Here is a 17136-nt window from a genome sequence, read left to right as displayed (position 1 = left end):
AGGTACAGCGACGCTTCACTTGGACTCCGGCCTGCAGCCAGATTCCACACGTTCCGCTTATGCTGTACCTGTGCCCCTCACTCACTTGGGCACAGGATAAAAATTTCTTCTCTGACCGGCAAAATGCTATGATATATGTTACCGGTATATCAACTATGTAAAATAGTGATGTTCCCTATTATAATGATTTTTGACAGAAAGGCCAATATTTAAAAAGAATAGAATGATAACTGTAAACTATAGTTTTTAATAAGAGGACAAAAGTAATCATAAACAATGGGTACATTGACAGAGCAAGAGGGGCAATCTATACTGATTTCATAAGGAGTTTTCGCTAGTTTGCAAGTATGGAAACTTGCTTGTAATAAGTATATTAGTGTGCAAGAGGTAGACAAAATGTTTCAAAAGTTTATGGCAGAGGCTGCAGAGGCGGCAGGTTTGCAGTTAAGTGATAACCAGCTGCAGCAGTTCACCCGTTATTATGAAATGCTCATAGAGTGGAATGAGAAGATGAACCTCACCGCCATCACGGAAGCGCAGGAAGTGGCGGTGAAGCACATGGTGGACAGCCTGACGGCCTTGGAGACGGGGCTCTTTGCAGAGGGGGCAACGGTGATTGATGTGGGCACGGGAGCCGGTTTCCCGGGGCTGCCGCTGAAAATCTACCGGCCTGACCTGAAGCTCACCCTCATGGATTCCCTGCAGAAGCGGGTGGGGTTCCTGGAAGCAGTGGTGGAGGAATTGGGCCTGCAGGAAGTTGCCTGTGTCCATGCCCGGGCTGAGGAGGGGGCGCGGAACAAGGCCTATCGCGAGAAGTTCGACCTTGCCGTAAGCCGCGCCGTGGCGGCCTTGCCTGTTTTGGCAGAGTACACGCTGCCCTTTGTGAAAAAAGGCGGCTTCCTGGTGGCTCTCAAGGGGGCTAAATATGCGGAGGAAGCGGAGGCTGCAGTTCGGGCCCTCGCCCTGCTGGGAGGGTCTGCTTCCAAGTGCCGGGAAGTGGCCCTGCCGGGCCTTGAGGACAAGCGGGCTATTGTGACGGTGAAGAAATTGAAGCTCACGCCGAAGGCCTATCCCAGGAAAGCGGGCACGCCTACGAAAAAACCTCTGTGATTTTTTGAATTTCTTGTAATGCTTTCCTTTCTCAATCGTATAGACTATTGAAGGGGTTTTTATAAAAGGAGCCTTAAGGAACAGTGCCCGGGGCAGGATTTTTTGTTGGTTTTATAGAAATAATCCGGCACACGAAGAGATTGCTCAAGTGAGTTAGGAGGCAATGAGATGAAAAAGAAGGTAACAGCTCTGCTGGCAGGGCTTATGCTGACGGCTTCAGCCTTTTGTGTGGCAAGCGTTTCCAGTGACAGCATCGCCATCGATGGAGTGGCTCCTGGCTCCACCGTAGAATCTGCCAGGGCGAAACTGGGCACTCCTGACGCTGTCGCCGGTGACAAGATCTACTTCCCCAATGGCATTGTAATTGATGTGGCTGACCATAACCCCAATCTGGTGGAGGAAATCGAGACTAATAGTGCAGGCGCTACTCCCGGCGGTGTCACGGTGGGCATGAGCGAAGCTGTGCTGTCTGATGTGTATGGCAGGGCAGACAAGGTAGACCGTGATTACGATGATACGGAGTACGTTTACTACAGCAGCGATTACAGCAAGAAAATGGAATTCAAAGTAGTGAATGGGACTATCGTGAAAATCAAGTGCGAGCTGCGCGATTGATTTTGCATGAAAGCATAGAAAGCCCGAAGGCCTGTGGCGCTTCCTGAGGGGAAGCGGTCCAACAGCCTTCGGGCTATTTTTTCTGTGGAATTGTCATCAGAAGTAGCAGCGCACTTCTCCCAGGAAGCCTCTGGCAGTTCAGCAGGACCTGGTCTATGGGGGGAAGCATGGTCCTGTTCATGGCTCTGGCTGTTATCTGGGCCATTTCATAGCGGGTGAGGAGGCGGTCTCCACGGTAGGTGTCATCGCCATAACCCTCGATGACGTTGTCTGCAGCCAGCTGCTCGACGGCATCGTAGGCCCAGTGCTCCCGGGGAACGTCGGTGAAGGGGTTGCCTGCTGCCAGGTGCCGTGAGGGGCTATCTGGTGATTTTTTTGTTCAGGTCGTCAAAGAAGGACTTGCAGATGCGCCCGAAAATTCCTTTCTGGCCGTGGTGGGAATCGTCCCGCAGACGCAGCTCGTCCCGGGCCATGACTTTCTTCCCCGTCTTGCTGTCAAAGACCTCGAAGCGCAGGCGCACAGTGGAGGTATAGACAGTCTGGGGAGGATGGTAGACCGGTACTTCTGTATAGTAGGTCTCTTCTATTTTCTCTCCGTTGGGCATCCTTTTGGTGCGGGTGGATTTCCGGGTTTCCCAGGAAGTGTAGGCGGGTTTCACATAGGAGTCATCGTGCCATTTCAGAAGCTCTGCCTTGATGTAGACATCAGCTGCCAGCTGGGGATTTTCCGGCGACAGCAGGGCGGCTTTGGCGGCGTCGAGCACCTGGTACTTGGGACGCATGGCATTTTTCCAATAATCCTCCTGCAAGGTCTGCTCCAATAGGTCGCTTTCAAATTCCTCCGTATCCGTCAGCTCGATATCGTAGATAAGGGCCTTCTGGATTTTGTGGAAATCGTAGCTATCGTCCACCCAGTTGGTCTTTTCTGCGCTGGCAGGCAGGGTGGCGGCGAAAATCAGGCACAGGGCCAGCAGGAAGGGACGCAGGCTCAGAAACTTGCGGCTGTTGCTCATGAAAATACCTCCTTCGCGGGAACTTGCGGTTGCTCTTACGGCATAAGTTCGACGGAAGGAGGTATGAATCCTGTCTGAGTTATGACTTATTCTTCTGGAACTCGTCCCAGATCATGCGCTTGGCAATCTTGCCCGTAGAAGTGCGGGGCAGGTGGGGCAGTTCGTGGAATTCGCGGGGAATCTTGTAGAGGGCCAGGTTTTCCTGGAGGAATTTCTTCAGCTCACGGATGTTCACGCTGGCACCTTCGTGAAGGCTGTAGAAGCAGGCGCCTGCCTGGCCTCTCAGCTTGTCTTCAATGCCGATGACGGCTGCCTCGGCGATGCCGGGGAACTGATAGACCACTTCCTCTACCTCACGGGGATAGATGTTCTCGCCCATGGAAATGATCATGTCCTTGATGCGGTCCACGATGTAGACATAGCCATCTTCGTCAATGCGGGCTACATCAGCAGTGTGGAACCAGCCGCCCCTGAGGGCTTCATTTGAGGCTTCGGGCAGGTTCCAGTAACCCAGCATCACATTTTCGCCCCGGCAGATCAGCTCGCCGGGTTCACCCTGGGGCACATCGTTGTTTTGGGGGTCCACGATGCGCACTTCGATGTCATGCACAGGCACGCCGCTGGAGCCCACCTTGGAAGCGCCGGGAGGGTTCATGGTGACAACCGGGGAGGTTTCGGAGAGGCCGTAGCCCTCGCAGATTTCCAGGCCGAACTTCTCCATGAAGTCTTCGGCAATCTTCAAGGGCAGGGTAGTGCCGCCGGAGACCACCAGACGCATGGAGGCCATGTCTTCCTTGGTGGCCAGCTTGGTCAGCAGGGAGCAGATGGAGGGCACCACGTACATATCCGTGACCTTTTCTTCCCGGATGGTCTTGATGGTTTCCTTCGGGGTGAAAGAGTCCAGGATAACCACGGTGGCTCCGGAGTGCAGGGGATAGAGCACGGCGCAGGTCCAGCCGAAGCAGTGGTACATGGGCAGTACGCAGAGCACATTGTGCTCTGACTTGCAGCCCATGTAGACAATCTGCTCGCAGTTGGCTACCAGATTGCGGTGGGAAAGCACTGCGCCCTTGGGGTTGCCGGTGGTGCCTGAGGTGTAGATGATGACGCAGGGAGCGTGCTCATCCAGATGGGAGGGGAAGCTGGGGGCTTCTTCCAGCCCTTCCTTTTTCGTGCCGATGTTCTTGGTGTCGATCTGCTTCAGGCGGATGTCGCAGCGCAGGGCTGCCATGGCATCTACCAGATTGAGGAGTTCATAGGTCACCAGGAAGCGGGCGCCGGCGTCTTTTATAATGTAGGCAATCTCACGGTTGGACAGCTGGAAGTTGATGGGGATGGAGATGGCGCCCAGGGAGGCCACGGCCATGTAGACAAAGACGAACTCCGCGCTGTTGCGGGAGAAGATGGCAACCCGGTCGCCGGGCTTCACGCCCTCAGCGTAGAGGCGGTTGCGGCAATTTTTTACCGCTTCCTGCAATTCGGCATAAGTGAAACGGCGCTCATGATCGATGATGGCAAGATCACTCGCTGCGCCCTGATTGATAAGCTCATGTACCAGCATAGTGCACATCCTTTTCTATAGAAATGGACTTCGAAACATAATAAAATGACTTAAATTGAATTTTATACTAGGTACTAAAGAAAGTCAATGGAAGAATGATGAAAGGAAAAGACTGTCAAGTTTACACTTAATGAAGAAAAAATAGTTATTTTCAGGGAAGATGTAAAAATTTTGGCTGTGTACTTTGGAGAGAGATTTTCTTGCATCATGTGTTGCATTGTAACATGGGCCTGTGCTATAATTACTTCAGCAAAAATCAATAGTCATACGGGTTCGGTCGTGCTCGGGCATCATGGGGCATGATTTTTTATATGTCATCAGATGTACACTGCGAGCGCACAATGTATGATGTTGTAAGGAGAGTGCAGAATGAACAGCCTTAGTAAAGGAGAGCTCCTGGGTGTGGGGCTCATGATGTTTTCCATCTTTTTCGGCGCAGGCAACCTGATTTTCCCGCCGGCGCTGGGACAGGCAGCAGGGGATAATGTGGTGCCCGCCATGGCAGGCTTCCTCATTACCGGCGTGGGCCTGCCCCTTATGGGCATTGCCGCTATCGCCATGCAGGGAGGCAAGTACATTGAGTTTATCTCCCGCATGACCCGCCCGGCTTTCGCTACGGCCCTTTTGGTGATTCTCTATCTCACCATCGGCCCCATGTTTGCCGTGCCCCGCACGGGGGCTGTGTCCTTTGAGATCGGTATCCGCCCCTTCCTCACGGAAGATACCATGACTATGGGACAGGCCATCTACACGGCCTTTTTCTTCGGTGCCACCTACTGGCTGGCTCTGAACCCCAGCAAGCTCATCGACCGGGTGGGCAAGATGCTGACCCCGGTGCTGCTGGTTTTCCTGGTGATTATGTTCCTGCGGGCCTTCGGCGCACCCCTGGGTGACATCATGCCCGCTACCGGTTCCTATGTAGAGTCCGCCTTTGCCCAGGGCTTCCAGGACGGCTATCAGACCATGGACCTCCTGGCTTCCATCGCCATTGGTACTCTCGTGGTCAATGCCGTGCGCGCCCGTGGGGTGGAGGGGTCCAAAGCCCTTGGCCGGGTCTGCCTGATGGCTGGCCTTATCGCCCTGTTCCTCATGACTCTTGTCTATGGTTCTCTGGCTTATCTGGGTGCTACCAGCGCCAGCGTCCTGGGCCATTCTGCCAACGGCGGCCAGTTGCTGGCTGAGGCAGTGGGCATCTTCTTCGGTCCTGCAGGCAACCTCCTGCTGGCAGTCATCATCGGCCTGGCCTGCCTGACCACCAGCTGCGGCGTCATTTCCGGCACTGCCTGGTTCTTCAACAAACTCTTTAATAATAAGGTAACTTATAAGGATCTGCTCCGCTTCGGCGTAGCGTTCAGCTTCGTGGTTTCCAATATCGGTCTAACTCAGATTATCACCCTGGCTGTGCCCTTCCTGGTGGGTATCTATCCGCTGGTGATTGTGATGGTGGTGTTGTCCCTGTTCCATGGCGTTATCGGCGAGCGCCGTACGGTGTATCGCTGGGCCCTTGATTTCACTCTGGCCTTTGCTGTGGTGGATGCCCTGAATGCCGCTGGCTTCCAGCTGCCGGTGCTGAACGGCATCCTTGCCCAGTACGTGCCATTCTACAGCCTGATGCTGGGCTGGCTGATTCCGGCCATCATCGGTGCAGGGATTGGTCTTGGCATTTCCTTTCTGCGGGGAGAAGTAACGGTAAAAAACGACACCCAGGCAGTTGATATGAACTGATATGTTGAACAAAACGCCCGGTGGCACACTTGACGAGTGTGCACACCGGGCGTTTGTGATACGGGCACAAAATTCTTTTGCGCAAAGAAAAAGTCCCTCCTGCACGATCCAGGAGGGACAAACGCTTGGAAGGGATGATAAAGCGTTTGAGAAATGGGATAACAAGGAGGGTGGGATAAACCCCCTTGCAGGGAAATCAACAAGAGTTCCGAATACCTAGGGGATTGACAAGGCATCCCTCTCGCTGACAGGTATTATACTAACAGAGAAATATGAAAAAAATATGTAACCAAGTGCCAAAATGAGCAAAAAGTTTGTTATTATTAAAGATGAATGCGCGGCTGTTTGCTGAGGAGGAGAGAGAATGATGAATGTATTGCTGGTTGGTGTGCTTGTTGCTTTGTGCACACTTTTCGTTTTTGAGATGAAAAGGTCATTGGAGCGCTCATCTTTGACAAATGAGTTAATAAATGAGTACGCAGGCGAAATTCCGGGCCCTAAGAGGCAGGAGCTCATTGCCCGGATATATGCCTACTGTGCCCGTGACCGGAAACTGAAAAAAATCATAAAAAAATATCAGGCTACGGAGGAAGATTTCATGAAAGCCTACAAGAAGCTCTTGCGGGAGGCGGATATGGTGAAGGGCCGCCGCTATGTACCCATATCTTCCTTTTTTTACGTGTACACATTGGAGCACATTTTGGCACACCCTGAGGAGGAGGGCAGGAAGCTGGCCATGAAGTGCCTGAACTTCTTCCACTTTTGATTGAATTCTGGTTTCTTTGTGGTACAATGGGGGCACGGAGGATATGATATGAAAAATCAACTTTCTTTAATAAAGCATAAGGCCCTGTCCCTGTGCCTGGCAGCTCTGATGGGCATGGGAGTGGCGCTGCCTGCTGCCCGGGTGGAGGCAGGCGTAGACCCCTGGGCGGCAGCTGCCCAGGCCCTGGGTGTCTATGCTGCCTACAAATCCAGTCTCAAGAGCGTGCTCTTGCTGGGCAATGATCCCAGGGCCCAGATCAGCGGGCGGATTCAGGATTTGGGGGCCAATGGCAGGGACAGGAATGACCATGACTGGGCCATAGTGAACGAAGTCATGGAGCAGCTGGTGGAGAAGGGGGATTATGCCCTGAAGGCCGATTCCCTGCCTTTCCTGTGGAGCATCAATGACAGCAATGACTTCAATGCTGCCTGCTATCCCACCAATTACATCAGCATCAACCGGGCCTTGGTGCGGGGGCTCCAGTGCGACAGGGATGAGCTGGCGGCGGTGCTGGCCCATGAGATGACTCACGGCCTCAGGCAGCACAGCGCCCACAATTATGCCAAGGCGGTGGCCCAGTACTATGGCATGGCCTTCCTCAATATGGATGCAGGCCTTATGGACTGGAACAAGCTCAACGCGCTGGTGAACTATTCCATTGCCAAGAATGTGACCCTGCCCACGGAGTATGAGGCTGACGAAGGGGGCTTCTACCTCATGGCCTCAGCCGGCTTCAATCCCGGCGGCGGAGCAGCGGCCATGTACCGCATGGGCTATTACCTGACTTATGAAACAAAGAATGTCATGGAGTATCAGGACCTTGACCCCAAGCTCAAGGAGCAGGAGAACTACAACGACCACCCTGATACGGATCTGCGGGAGGCGAAGCTTTCACAGCTCATGAGTGCTTATGGGGCAGGTCATGTGACGGTGCAGGGGCGCAAGGATATCTATATAGATGGAGAATGGCTGCTCACCGTGGACTGGACAGGGGATGAGTTCGACAATACGGCAGAAAATGCCTACTATGTGGCGGGGGCCCTGTCCAGGGCTTTCCATGACTACGACAGCCCGGAGGAGTGGCAGTTCCGCAGCGACGGCAGAGGCGGCGTGACCTGTCTGGAGGACAACCGGGTAAATGAGGTGCTCCATGACTTCCTGGCAAGGACCGGCACTGGCGCCCGCCTGCAGGAAATGGTGACCAAGGCCTACAGAGTGGAAAAGGCCACGGGCTTCCGGGAGCAGATGAAGCTGGCAGAAGCAAAGCGCCGTGAGGAGCTTCAGCAGGAGCAGGCAAAGGCCTTGGCCGCTCCTGCCAAAGTGGTGAAGAAGATGAGGGAAAACGCCGATACCTACAGTGACTATGGCATGGGCAGTGCCGCCCTCTTTCAGATGGAGCGCGCCTTCGCGGCAGAAAATCAGGATAATGCTGCGGAAAACTACGCCATCCGCGGCCGTGCCCGGGCGGTGGAGGGAGACTACGAAGGTGCCCTTGCCGATGCCAACAAGGCCGTGTCCATGGATGACAAGAATATCTACAACTTCCTGAACCGCGCCGATGTCTGCCGCATGAGAGGGGATAGGGAGGCGGCCCTTTCCGACTGCGAGAAGGCAAAGTCCCTGGACAAGAAGAATGCCGTGGCCTGGCTGCTGACGGCGCAGATTTACGAGGAGATGGGAGACGGGGAAAATGCCCTGCTGAATTACAAGGAGCTTTACAGGCTCCGCCCCAAGGCTTTCAGGAGAATCCCCGAGGAGTACCTGAAGGAGATTTCCGAGAAGGATTATAAGGCGCTGAAAAAAGAGCAGGCAGAGGCGAAAAAGGTGGCGGAAGAAAAGGAAATCTAAATATAGTAGGCGCAATATGTTTGAGGCCTTACCTGCCCCGTGAAACGGGGAAGGGGGACCGGCGTAGCCGGTGGAAGGGGCGAGGAGGGAAAGCGGCTTCGAAGGGCATGGTTCGACCACTCATTACCCCTTCCGCCACCTTCGGTGGTCCCCCTCCCACGCAAGCGGTGGAGGTCAATATTTTTTATCGCGGTTAACATAACAGCTATGTTGAACCGTCATTGTTCAGATTTTGTCTGTCGACAAAATTTGAACAACTGCGTTATAACGGGACAAGCCTGTTGAAACGCTAAGCGGAAGTTTTGCCTATGGCAAAACTGGAACAACGGCGTTATAATAAATACGTTATTTATTTGGGAAGGGATGAAAGTTAAGATGGATGACAAGATCAGGGGGCGCCTGCAGGCGCGTATTGATGAGCTGACGCGGCGCATGAGGGTGGATTCCAACGATTTGGATTATGAGAGCCACCTGCGGCAGAAGAGGGAGCTCCAGAGCATACTGGACCATATGAATGGTAATGATGCCGGGGAATAAGTCTTTCAGATATTTTACAAACTGCTTTGTTAGACTAAACATCAAAAGGTCAAAGAGAGGATGAATGATATGTCCCAGCGCATGACTATGGATGAGGTATTGAAGGAATACGGTGTGCCCCAGATCAAGCTGGATATCCACGCCACCCGTACGGAGCTCCTGAAGCTCAGGGAAAAGCTCATGGCCATACGTGACCTTTCCGGCGGCCGGGAACAGGGGTATCTGGATATTGACTGCAAGCTCTACATTGATGTGGATGATATCGACAGGTATCTGTCCGGGGAATTGGACACTGTGGGTGAAATCTACGCTTTTGAAGACGATATCAAATCCTACGAAGGATAACAGTTTCGGCTGTTCATTTTCTTTGGCGCAAAGAAAACGAACCAAAAGGTAAATATGCCAGTGGCATATTTACAACGGCCCCGGTTTGATCCTCAAACACGAAGGGCCGCAGAGGCGTCCATCCATGGACGCCGATACAATTGCTTATATAGACAGAAGGAGAATTTTTTATGGTAAATGCTAGGAAAATCCTTGCTTCGCTGATGATTGGTACGATGATTGCTGTTGCAGCGCCTGCAGGCGTTGCTCTTGATAATCAGGCTGTTTATTCTGTGGCTGCGGCAGCCAAGGGCGGGGCCAAGTTCTCGGCGCCGAAACCGGCACCGAAGCCGGCGGCTCCCAAGGCAAGTTCCCCCAGCAGCAAGGCTTCTGATTCCAAATCCGTGTCCGGTAATGGCAAGGACTACAAGCCGTCCAAGGATGCCAAGAGCCTGGAAAAGGATGCGCCGGGGACTAATGCAGCAGCCAAAAGCAATGCGGCGGCTGCTGGCACCGCTGCCCAAAGCTCTTCTGGCTGGGGCTCTGCTCTGAGGCAGGTGGGCATTCTGGCAGGCGGTATGTTCCTGGGCCACATGTTGGCCAGCCTCATTGGCTCTGGCGGAATTTTGGGGGATATCTTGGGCCTGGTGGCCAATGTCATTCTTTTCGGGGCTTTGATCATGCTCCTTCGCTGGGCCTGGAACAGGTTCCGTGGAAAGGGCAGCAGCCCTTCCTATGACAGGGGCGGCTGGCAGCGTCCTTCCGAGCCGGTGGATGTTACTCCCCGGGATGGTCAGGGACGTCCTGCTTATCAGGATATCAGCCGCATTTCCAGCGGTGAGTACGATGCCAAATCCATGGCTGAGAGATATAGGAACAGGTAAGGAGATATAAATGTCAGTAAAACCAAGTACACTTAAAGCCGTTGATGATCTCATTGAGCGTTATCCTGCTCTTGCCGTCTGCAAGGAGGATATGACAGCTGCAGTGGAGGCAGTATGCGAAAGCTACCGCGCAGGTCACAAGCTCATTGCCTGCGGCAATGGCGGCAGCGCCTCAGATGCAGAGCACGTGGTAGGTGAGCTCATGAAGGGCTTTCTGCTGCCCCGCAAGCTGGACAAGCAGATGGAGCAGCGCTTCCGTGAGGTCTGCCCGGATTCTGCTGATTACTTCATGGAGAATCTGCAGGGGGCCCTGCCTGCCCTTTCCATGGTGAATCAGGTGGCCCTCAACACCGCTTTTGCCAACGACCAGGCGCCGGACCTTTCCTTTGCCCAGCAGCTTCTGGGCATGGGGGATGAGGGTGATGTGCTGCTGGCCATCTCCACCTCCGGCAACTCCACCAATGTCATTTATGCCCTGGACATGGCCCGGGCCAAGGGCGTGAAGTCCATTGCCCTCACCGGTAAATCAGGCGGCAAGATCAAGGCGAAGAACATGGCAGATATCACCATCTGCGTGCCTGAGGACGAGACTTTCAAGATTCAGGAGTATCATCTGCCTGTCTATCACATGCTCTGCATTGCGGCAGAGAATGAATTCTTTGGAGAATAAAACTTTATAAGCAGGATAAAGCCCCCTTGGCGTGGAATTATGATAAACTGTATGAGTAGCAGTAAATCGTAAAAATCATGGTAGGGGGCTTTTTATTATGCTAGTATCTGAAAAAATACTCAAGAAACTTGCCAACGGCAGTGATGTGCGAGGGGTAGCTGTGGAAGGCGTGCCCGATGAGCCGGTGACTCTTTCTGTAGAGGCGGCTAATGTCATTACCGGAGGCTTTTTGGAATTCCTCGCTGAGAAGGCCGACAAGGAGAAGAAGAAGCTGCGTGTGGCGGTGGGACACGATTCCCGTATTTCTGCTCCGGCTCTCAAGAAGGCTGTGCTGGAGGCTCTGACTGCCGCTGGCTGTGTCACTGTGGACTGCGGTATGGCTTCCACCCCTTCCATGTTCATGTCCACGGTGTTCCCGGAAACCAGCATGGATGGCTCCATCATGATTACCGCCAGCCATCTGCCCTATAACCGCAACGGTCTGAAGTTCTTCACCAAGGACGGGGGCGTGGAGCATGAGGATATCGATGCCATTCTCTCTGCTGCTGCCCGCCAGCCGGTAGCCCAGGGCGATCTGTCCAAGGTCCAGCAGTATGATCTGATGGAGCGCTACTGCCATCACCTGCGGAAGAAAATCCGTCAGGCTCTGGGGGCGAGAATGAACCCCTCAAGGGCATGCACGTGGTAGTGGATGCAGGCAATGGCGCAGGCGGCTTCTTCGCCAGCCAGATTCTGGGCCGCCTGGGGGCTGACACCACAGGCAGCATTTACTTGGAGCCGGACGGACATTTCCCCAATCACATTCCCAACCCCGAGAACAAGCAGGCCATGGCCGCCATCAGGGAGGCCGTGCTGAAGAGCAAGGCAGACCTGGGCCTGATTTTCGATACGGACGTGGACCGCATGAGCGCTGTGCTGAAGAATGGCAAGGAAATCAGCCGCAATGCCCTCATTGCCATGATGGCCGCTATTCTGGCACCGGACTATCCCGGCAGCACCATTGTCACGGACTCCGTGACCTCTGACGAGCTCACCACTTTCCTCAAGGAGGAGCTGGGCCTCAAGCATCACCGCTATATGCGCGGCTACAAGAACGTCATTGACGAGTGTGTCCGCCTGAACCACAGCGGCATTGTGTCCCCGCTGGCCATCGAGACTTCCGGCCACGGAGCCCTGTCCGAGAACTACTATCTGGATGACGGCGCCTATCTGGCTGTGAAGCTCCTGATTGCTGCTGCCAAAGCCAAGGCCAAGGGCAAGAAGCTTGAGGGCCTGGTGGCAACGCTGGGCGAGCCGGTGGAGGCGGTGGAATACCGCATGAAGATAGCCCGTGAAGATTTCAAAGAATATGGGCAGAATGTGCTGCAGGCCTTTGAGAACCGCGCGGCAGAGAAGGGCATCAAGGCTGCCAAGCCTTCCTTCGAGGGCGTGCGCCTGGTGTTCCCCCAGGGCTGGGCTCTCCTGCGCCTCTCCCTCCATGACCCCCAGATGCCGCTCAATATCGAGAGCCGCAAGGCTGGCGGTGCCAAGGAGATTGCAGGCCAGGTGCAGGAACTCCTGGCAGGCTTCGATGCACTGGATTTTTCCGTCTTCAATAAATAAGTAAGTGAACGCAAAAGAACCGCCACGGGCAAACCGTGGCGGTTTTATTCTTTCTGTTGTTGTGATATACTGATGATGGTGCTATCGCACGGGATGACGGTTGGCCCTTCTACGGAGGGACTGTGACCCTTCGATGACATAGAAATCCCTTTAGGGAAATATGTACTGAAGGAGGGATGTCGTATGACATTAGAGTCGATGTTGGCCCTTGTGGGCTTTACGGCAGCCATCTTTAGCCTTGGCTATATGATTGGCAAAGACTTGAATAAAAACAGAAATGACCGTCCCTAGTCTCGCAAACTAAACGGTCATTTCTATGGCTACAAAAACGGGGCTGATTTCCCTTGGTGATAGCACTATTTTTGATGTTTTCTATATGAAAATTATAGCAAATTATCCGGGTTTGTCAATGTTTGCAGTTTGTTCATGGGGATGAATCAAGTGGATAAGAAAGTTTTTTTTCAGAAACAGCATAAAGAACTCAGAGATGCCCTGCTCAAGGCTGGGAAGATTGACAGCCGGCTGAGTCTGTGGCGCGCTCTCTCCTTCGTGCTGGCGGTGCTGGCGCTGGCGGCGGGGTATGATGGTTATTTAGCTGGTTACGCTGCGGGAGCGGCCTTGCTGGCATTGTTTGTCCTGCTGATAAGACGGCACGGCAGGTTCAGGCAGGAAATGGCCGCCCTTCAGGAGCGCTTGCAGGCGGTGGAGGCTTTTCTTGCCCGCATGGAGGGTAGCTGGCGGGAGTTGGTTTTGGACGGTGAAGATTTTTTGCAGGAGGAACGGCCCCAGGGACGTGACCTGCACCTCTTTGGCAGGGCCTCGCTTTTTCAGTATCTCTGCCTTGCCCGGACACTGGGGGGCAGGGAGAGGTTGGCGGAGGTGCTCTCTCCCTTTCCTGGCAGCCGGGACGTTATCCTCCTGCGGCAGGAGGCAGTGGCGGAGCTGGCCAAAGAGCCGCAAGGGGCGCTGAAATTGGCCGGCCTGCTGCAGGCGGTGCCGGAGGGGCATGACCTGGGGCCTCTGGCGGAGAAAATAAAGGGGGAGGGGGCAGAGGAAGCCCTGCCCTGCCGAGTCCTTGGTAAACTTCGCTATGTCCTGCCCCTGCTGCCCTGGCTGGCTCTGGCCCTGTCACTGGCGGGCAGGCTGCCCTGGGAAGCTGCTTTTTATCTCTGGGGGCTTAACCTCCTGCTTTCCCTTTGGGCGGCAGGGGCCCATGGGGCAATCCTCTCCCCTTTGCTGGAAATCCAGCAGGCCCTCAGAGGCTATGCGGGGGTCTTTGCCTTTTTGGAAACCAGGGAAAACAAAAGCCTTTACCTAAGAGACCTGCGCCGCCACTTCCTGGGGGAAACAGAGGGCAAGGACAGGGGGATGAAGGCTTCTGAGGGACTGGCAAGGCTGGCAGGGCTGGCGGAGCTGTTCCTTTACCGGCAGAATATCCTGGCCTTCGTGTTGCTCAATGCCCTTTTCCTGATGGACAGCCATCTGACGGCAGGCTTCCTCAGGTGGCAGCGGGGGGCAGGGTGCCAGCTCTCTGGCTGGCTCTCGGCCCTGCAGGAGATGGAAATGCTCTTGTCGCTGGCTGTACCCGCCCTGACCCGTGAGAAAACCGTCCTGCCTGTCCTGCTGGAGGACAGTGCCCCCAGGCTCAGGGCCCGGGGGGCGGAATCCCTGCTGATAGAGGAGGGCAGGGCTGTGGGCAATGGGGCAGACTTCGCAGGTGAGAGCATCATCATCACAGGCTCCAATATGAGCGGCAAGACTACATACTTAAGGACTCTGGCAGGGACAGCGGTGCTGGCCTATGCCGGGGCGGCGGTGCCGGCGGAGAGTTTTGAGGTGTCACTGATGGATATCTACACTTCCATACAGGTGAGCGACGACCTTTCCAAAGGGATCTCCACCTTCTACGCAGAGCTCCTGCGGGTACGCCAGATGGTGGAGGCGGCAGGGCAGGGCCGTCCCATGCTATGTTGCATAGACGAGATTTTCAAGGGCACCAACAGCGCCGACCGCATCGTAGGCGCCAGGGCTGCCATAGAGCACCTGACCCGTCCCCATATCCTGGCCTTCATCACTACCCATGATTTCGAGCTGTGTGAACTGCAAGGCCCGGAGGGCCAGCCCCTCCGCAACTTCCACTTCGAGGAGCACTACGAAGATGACAAGATAAAATTTGACTTCAAACTGAAGGAAGGCCGCTGCACCACCACCAATGCCCAATACCTGCTGAAAATGGCAGGAATAATCTACTGAACCACATTAAAGACAATTCAATCTTCAGCCCATGGATGGGCGTTCTGTGGCCGTTGGCTTTCAAGGATGAAAGGCAAGGCCACGTTTTCTTTCGCTACGAAATCTTGGCTATTTCAAGTCCGAAGGACTTGTAATCGCTTAGATTTCGTGCGAGGGCGAAGGGGCTGTTGCACGTAATCCAAACGTGCAGCAGCCTCATTTTTTATGCAAAAAGATAATCCCGGGACATTCAAGCCCCGGGATTAGGTGTAGAATTTAGGTATGCAAAAACCAAATTCACAGAAAGAGTATACGTCTTTAGGAGAGAATTATCAACTGTTTCTCCCCTTAAATCTTGAATTTCAGGTTAGCAAAGATGACCCCGTCCGCCTGCTTCGCCACTGCATTGGAGGTATGGATATAAAGTCACTGGAGGAGACCTATCAAAGGATAGATCGAAATCTGGCGTCGCCCAGGCAGATGCTGGCCATCCTTGTTTATGCCGGAATGAACCATATTTTCAGCTCACGCAGGATCGAGACTGCCTGCCGAAGGGACATCAACTTCATGTACCTGCTGGAAGGCAAGCCGGCCCCTGACCATGTTACCATCTCAAGATTCCGTTCCAAACATCTGGCCCCCTGCATCAAGGAACTGTTTGCCCAGATGGACTTCCTGCTTGAACAGTTCGGTGTCATTTCCCTTAAAGACATCTTCATTGACGGAACAAAGATTGAGTCTTTCTCCAACAAGTATAAATTTGTCTGGAAGAAGGCTGTCCTTAAAAACAAAGCCAAGCTCATGGCAAAGCTTCCTGCCTTTGTCAGCAAAGCCAGGGAAGCGTTCACGCTTTCTCTGCATTACGGCGATGAAATCCATGTCAGGCACCTCAAAAAGCTCCGCCGCAAGCTCAAGGCATGCCAGAAGGCGCAGGACATCATCTTCGTCAAGGGAACGGGCAAGCGCAAGACTGCCCTGCAGAAAACAATGGAGCAGCTGGACGAGTTCATTGCCCGGCTCAAAAAATACAATACATATCTGCACATTCTAGGCAACCGCAATAGCTTTGCCAAGACAGACACGGATGCCACCTTCATGCGCATGAAGGAAGATGCCATGAAGAACGGCCAGCTTAAGCCCGCCTACAACATCCAGTGCGGTACGGACTCTGAATTCATCACATGGGCATCGGTCGGTCCCCAGCCTACAGATACAACCACACTCATTCCTTTCCTTCAGGATATGGAGAAACATCTGCAGCGCCGCTATCCCAATGTGGTTGCGGATGCAGGATACGAAAGCGAAGAGAACTACCTCTATCTTGAGACCAACGGGCAGCGCGCCTTCATAAAGCCCAGCAATTATGAGAAGAGCAAGACAAGAAAATGGAAAAAGGATATCGGGCGCAGGGAGAATATGACCTATCTGCCAGAAGAAGATGCCTATTTATGCGCCCAGGGCAGGAAGCTTGCAGCTGCAAAGGAATTCGTACGCAGCAGCCGGACAGGATTCAAAAGAAATATAACCCTTTACAGTTCTGCGGATTGCGGCAATTGCCCGCTGAAGAGCCAGTGCATACACGGAAACCATTGCAAGACCCCGCTGGAGGAGAGAACCAAGCACTTTGAAGTATCCAAACAGTTTCTGCGCCAACGTCAGGAAGATTTGGAACGTATAACCTCAAAAGAAGGAGTACAACTGCGCATAAACCGAAGCATACAGGCAGAAGGTGCATTTGCAATGATGAAGGCGGACATGAATTTCCGAAGGTTCCTGAGCCGCGGCACAGCAAATGTCCTTGTTGAGATCATGCTGGTGGCTATGGCTTACAATATTCAAAAGCTGCACTGCAAAATCCAGTCAGACAGAGCAGGCCAGCACCTGTTCCCTGTGAATAACGCAGCCTGAATACAAAATAAGAGCACAAGAAAAAAGGCGATTTTTAGACCGCCTGGTATCTTGTGCTCATTTTTAGTGGATTTTACAACGAATAGGAACTTCTTATACATCAACAAGGAAAAGGGGCTGTGCATAAGTGGAATTACACTCATGCAACAGCCCCGCAGTTTGGTTCGTTTTCTTTGCGCCAAAGAAAATGAACAGCCGAAAATGAAAAAGAAATATAAAATTTTTTTTGAGAAACCTAAAGACAAATGTCCGCAAGTGTGGTAATATAAGAAACATCTTCGAGAGAGGTAAACTAATGTCCGCATATTGTGGACAGTGAGTGTAAACATCATTCTGAGGAG

At 53.5% G+C, this 17136-nt stretch carries 13 protein-coding genes and 2 pseudogenes; 12 read left to right on the top strand and 3 right to left on the bottom strand.

What is annotated here, in order from left to right; translation table 11 throughout:
- The first annotated feature begins 396 nt into the window (after window positions 1-396).
- Window positions 397-1110 (top strand): 16S rRNA (guanine(527)-N(7))-methyltransferase RsmG, encoded by a 714-nt coding sequence (gene rsmG / locus P159_RS0117875; RefSeq protein ID WP_029546292.1) that lies wholly within the window; start codon window positions 397-399, stop codon window positions 1108-1110.
- A 168-nt stretch (window positions 1111-1278) separates the two neighbouring features.
- Window positions 1279-1725 carry a hypothetical protein gene (locus P159_RS0117870; protein WP_029546290.1) on the top strand — a complete coding sequence of 149 codons (447 nt, stop codon included), beginning with the start codon at window positions 1279-1281 and terminating at the stop codon, window positions 1723-1725.
- A gap of 136 nt (window positions 1726-1861) precedes the next feature.
- On the opposite strand, the pseudogene P159_RS20345 reads toward P159_RS0117870, so the two are convergent.
- The 3 genes and pseudogenes from P159_RS20345 to P159_RS0117860 all read right to left on the bottom strand — a co-directional run.
- A pseudogene (locus P159_RS20345) lies at window positions 1862-2068 on the bottom strand (S-layer homology domain-containing protein); the annotation flags it as partial.
- A gap of 16 nt (window positions 2069-2084) precedes the next feature.
- The gene (locus P159_RS0117865; RefSeq protein WP_029546289.1) at window positions 2085-2738 is read right to left on the bottom strand and encodes a hypothetical protein; all 654 of its coding nucleotides are present in this window, start codon (window positions 2736-2738) and stop codon (window positions 2085-2087) included.
- A gap of 79 nt (window positions 2739-2817) precedes the next feature.
- The gene (locus P159_RS0117860) at window positions 2818-4299 is read right to left on the bottom strand and encodes a long-chain-fatty-acid--CoA ligase (RefSeq protein WP_029546287.1); all 1482 of its coding nucleotides are present in this window, start codon (window positions 4297-4299) and stop codon (window positions 2818-2820) included.
- 369 nt (window positions 4300-4668) lie between these two features.
- Here P159_RS0117860 and brnQ point away from each other — a divergent pair, with 369 nt between their 5' ends.
- From brnQ to P159_RS0117805, 10 genes and pseudogenes are all read left to right on the top strand, one after another.
- Window positions 4669-6024 carry a branched-chain amino acid transport system II carrier protein gene (gene brnQ, locus P159_RS0117855; protein WP_029546285.1) on the top strand — a complete coding sequence of 452 codons (1356 nt, stop codon included), beginning with the start codon at window positions 4669-4671 and terminating at the stop codon, window positions 6022-6024.
- 364 nt (window positions 6025-6388) lie between these two features.
- Window positions 6389-6790 carry a hypothetical protein gene (locus P159_RS0117850; RefSeq protein WP_029546283.1) on the top strand — a complete coding sequence of 134 codons (402 nt, stop codon included), beginning with the start codon at window positions 6389-6391 and terminating at the stop codon, window positions 6788-6790.
- A gap of 48 nt (window positions 6791-6838) precedes the next feature.
- Complete coding sequence (locus P159_RS0117845) at window positions 6839-8638, top strand: M48 family metallopeptidase (protein WP_185753787.1); 1800 nt, start codon at window positions 6839-6841, stop codon at window positions 8636-8638.
- A gap of 375 nt (window positions 8639-9013) precedes the next feature.
- Window positions 9014-9175 (top strand): hypothetical protein, encoded by a 162-nt coding sequence (locus tag P159_RS0117840; RefSeq protein WP_029546279.1) that lies wholly within the window; start codon window positions 9014-9016, stop codon window positions 9173-9175.
- Between the two features lie 69 nt (window positions 9176-9244).
- Window positions 9245-9520 (top strand): hypothetical protein, encoded by a 276-nt coding sequence (locus P159_RS0117835; protein ID WP_029546277.1) that lies wholly within the window; start codon window positions 9245-9247, stop codon window positions 9518-9520.
- Between the two features lie 170 nt (window positions 9521-9690).
- Complete coding sequence (locus P159_RS0117830; RefSeq protein ID WP_029546275.1) at window positions 9691-10383, top strand: hypothetical protein; 693 nt, start codon at window positions 9691-9693, stop codon at window positions 10381-10383.
- Between the two features lie 10 nt (window positions 10384-10393).
- Window positions 10394-11053, top strand: coding sequence for an SIS domain-containing protein (locus tag P159_RS0117825; protein WP_029546273.1), 660 nt, complete (start codon window positions 10394-10396; stop codon window positions 11051-11053).
- Window positions 11054-11150: 97 nt separating this feature from the next.
- Window positions 11151-12655: pseudogene (locus P159_RS18900) on the top strand (phosphomannomutase/phosphoglucomutase).
- Between the two features lie 441 nt (window positions 12656-13096).
- Entirely contained in the window at window positions 13097-14908 is a 1812-nt protein-coding gene (locus P159_RS0117810) for a hypothetical protein (RefSeq protein WP_051650453.1), read from the top strand.
- 261 nt (window positions 14909-15169) lie between these two features.
- A complete protein-coding gene (locus P159_RS0117805) occupies window positions 15170-16795 on the top strand; it encodes an IS1182 family transposase (RefSeq protein WP_029542724.1) in 1626 nt (541 codons plus the stop codon).
- The last annotated feature ends 341 nt before the right edge of the window (window positions 16796-17136 follow it).

The sequence above is a fragment of the Selenomonas sp. AB3002 genome, from assembly GCF_000702545.1.
Classification (GTDB): domain Bacteria; phylum Bacillota; class Negativicutes; order Selenomonadales; family Selenomonadaceae; genus Selenomonas_B; species Selenomonas_B ruminantium_A.
The sequence above is the reverse complement of the archived record's forward strand: the minus strand, read 5'-3'. Positions and strand labels throughout refer to the sequence as shown.

Coding starts and splice junctions, on each gene's coding strand:
- rsmG (WP_029546292.1), top strand. CDS start 397: ATGTTTCAAAAGTTTATGGCAGAGGCTGCAGAGGCGGCAGGTTTGCAG.
- P159_RS0117870 (WP_029546290.1), top strand. CDS start 1,279: ATGAAAAAGAAGGTAACAGCTCTGCTGGCAGGGCTTATGCTGACGGCT.
- P159_RS0117865 (WP_029546289.1), bottom strand. CDS start 2,738: ATGAGCAACAGCCGCAAGTTTCTGAGCCTGCGTCCCTTCCTGCTGGCC.
- P159_RS0117860 (WP_029546287.1), bottom strand. CDS start 4,299: ATGCTGGTACATGAGCTTATCAATCAGGGCGCAGCGAGTGATCTTGCC.
- brnQ (WP_029546285.1), top strand. CDS start 4,669: ATGAACAGCCTTAGTAAAGGAGAGCTCCTGGGTGTGGGGCTCATGATG.
- P159_RS0117850 (WP_029546283.1), top strand. CDS start 6,389: ATGATGAATGTATTGCTGGTTGGTGTGCTTGTTGCTTTGTGCACACTT.
- P159_RS0117845 (WP_185753787.1), top strand. CDS start 6,839: ATGAAAAATCAACTTTCTTTAATAAAGCATAAGGCCCTGTCCCTGTGC.
- P159_RS0117840 (WP_029546279.1), top strand. CDS start 9,014: ATGGATGACAAGATCAGGGGGCGCCTGCAGGCGCGTATTGATGAGCTG.
- P159_RS0117835 (WP_029546277.1), top strand. CDS start 9,245: ATGTCCCAGCGCATGACTATGGATGAGGTATTGAAGGAATACGGTGTG.
- P159_RS0117830 (WP_029546275.1), top strand. CDS start 9,691: ATGGTAAATGCTAGGAAAATCCTTGCTTCGCTGATGATTGGTACGATG.
- P159_RS0117825 (WP_029546273.1), top strand. CDS start 10,394: ATGTCAGTAAAACCAAGTACACTTAAAGCCGTTGATGATCTCATTGAG.
- P159_RS0117805 (WP_029542724.1), top strand. CDS start 15,170: ATGCAAAAACCAAATTCACAGAAAGAGTATACGTCTTTAGGAGAGAAT.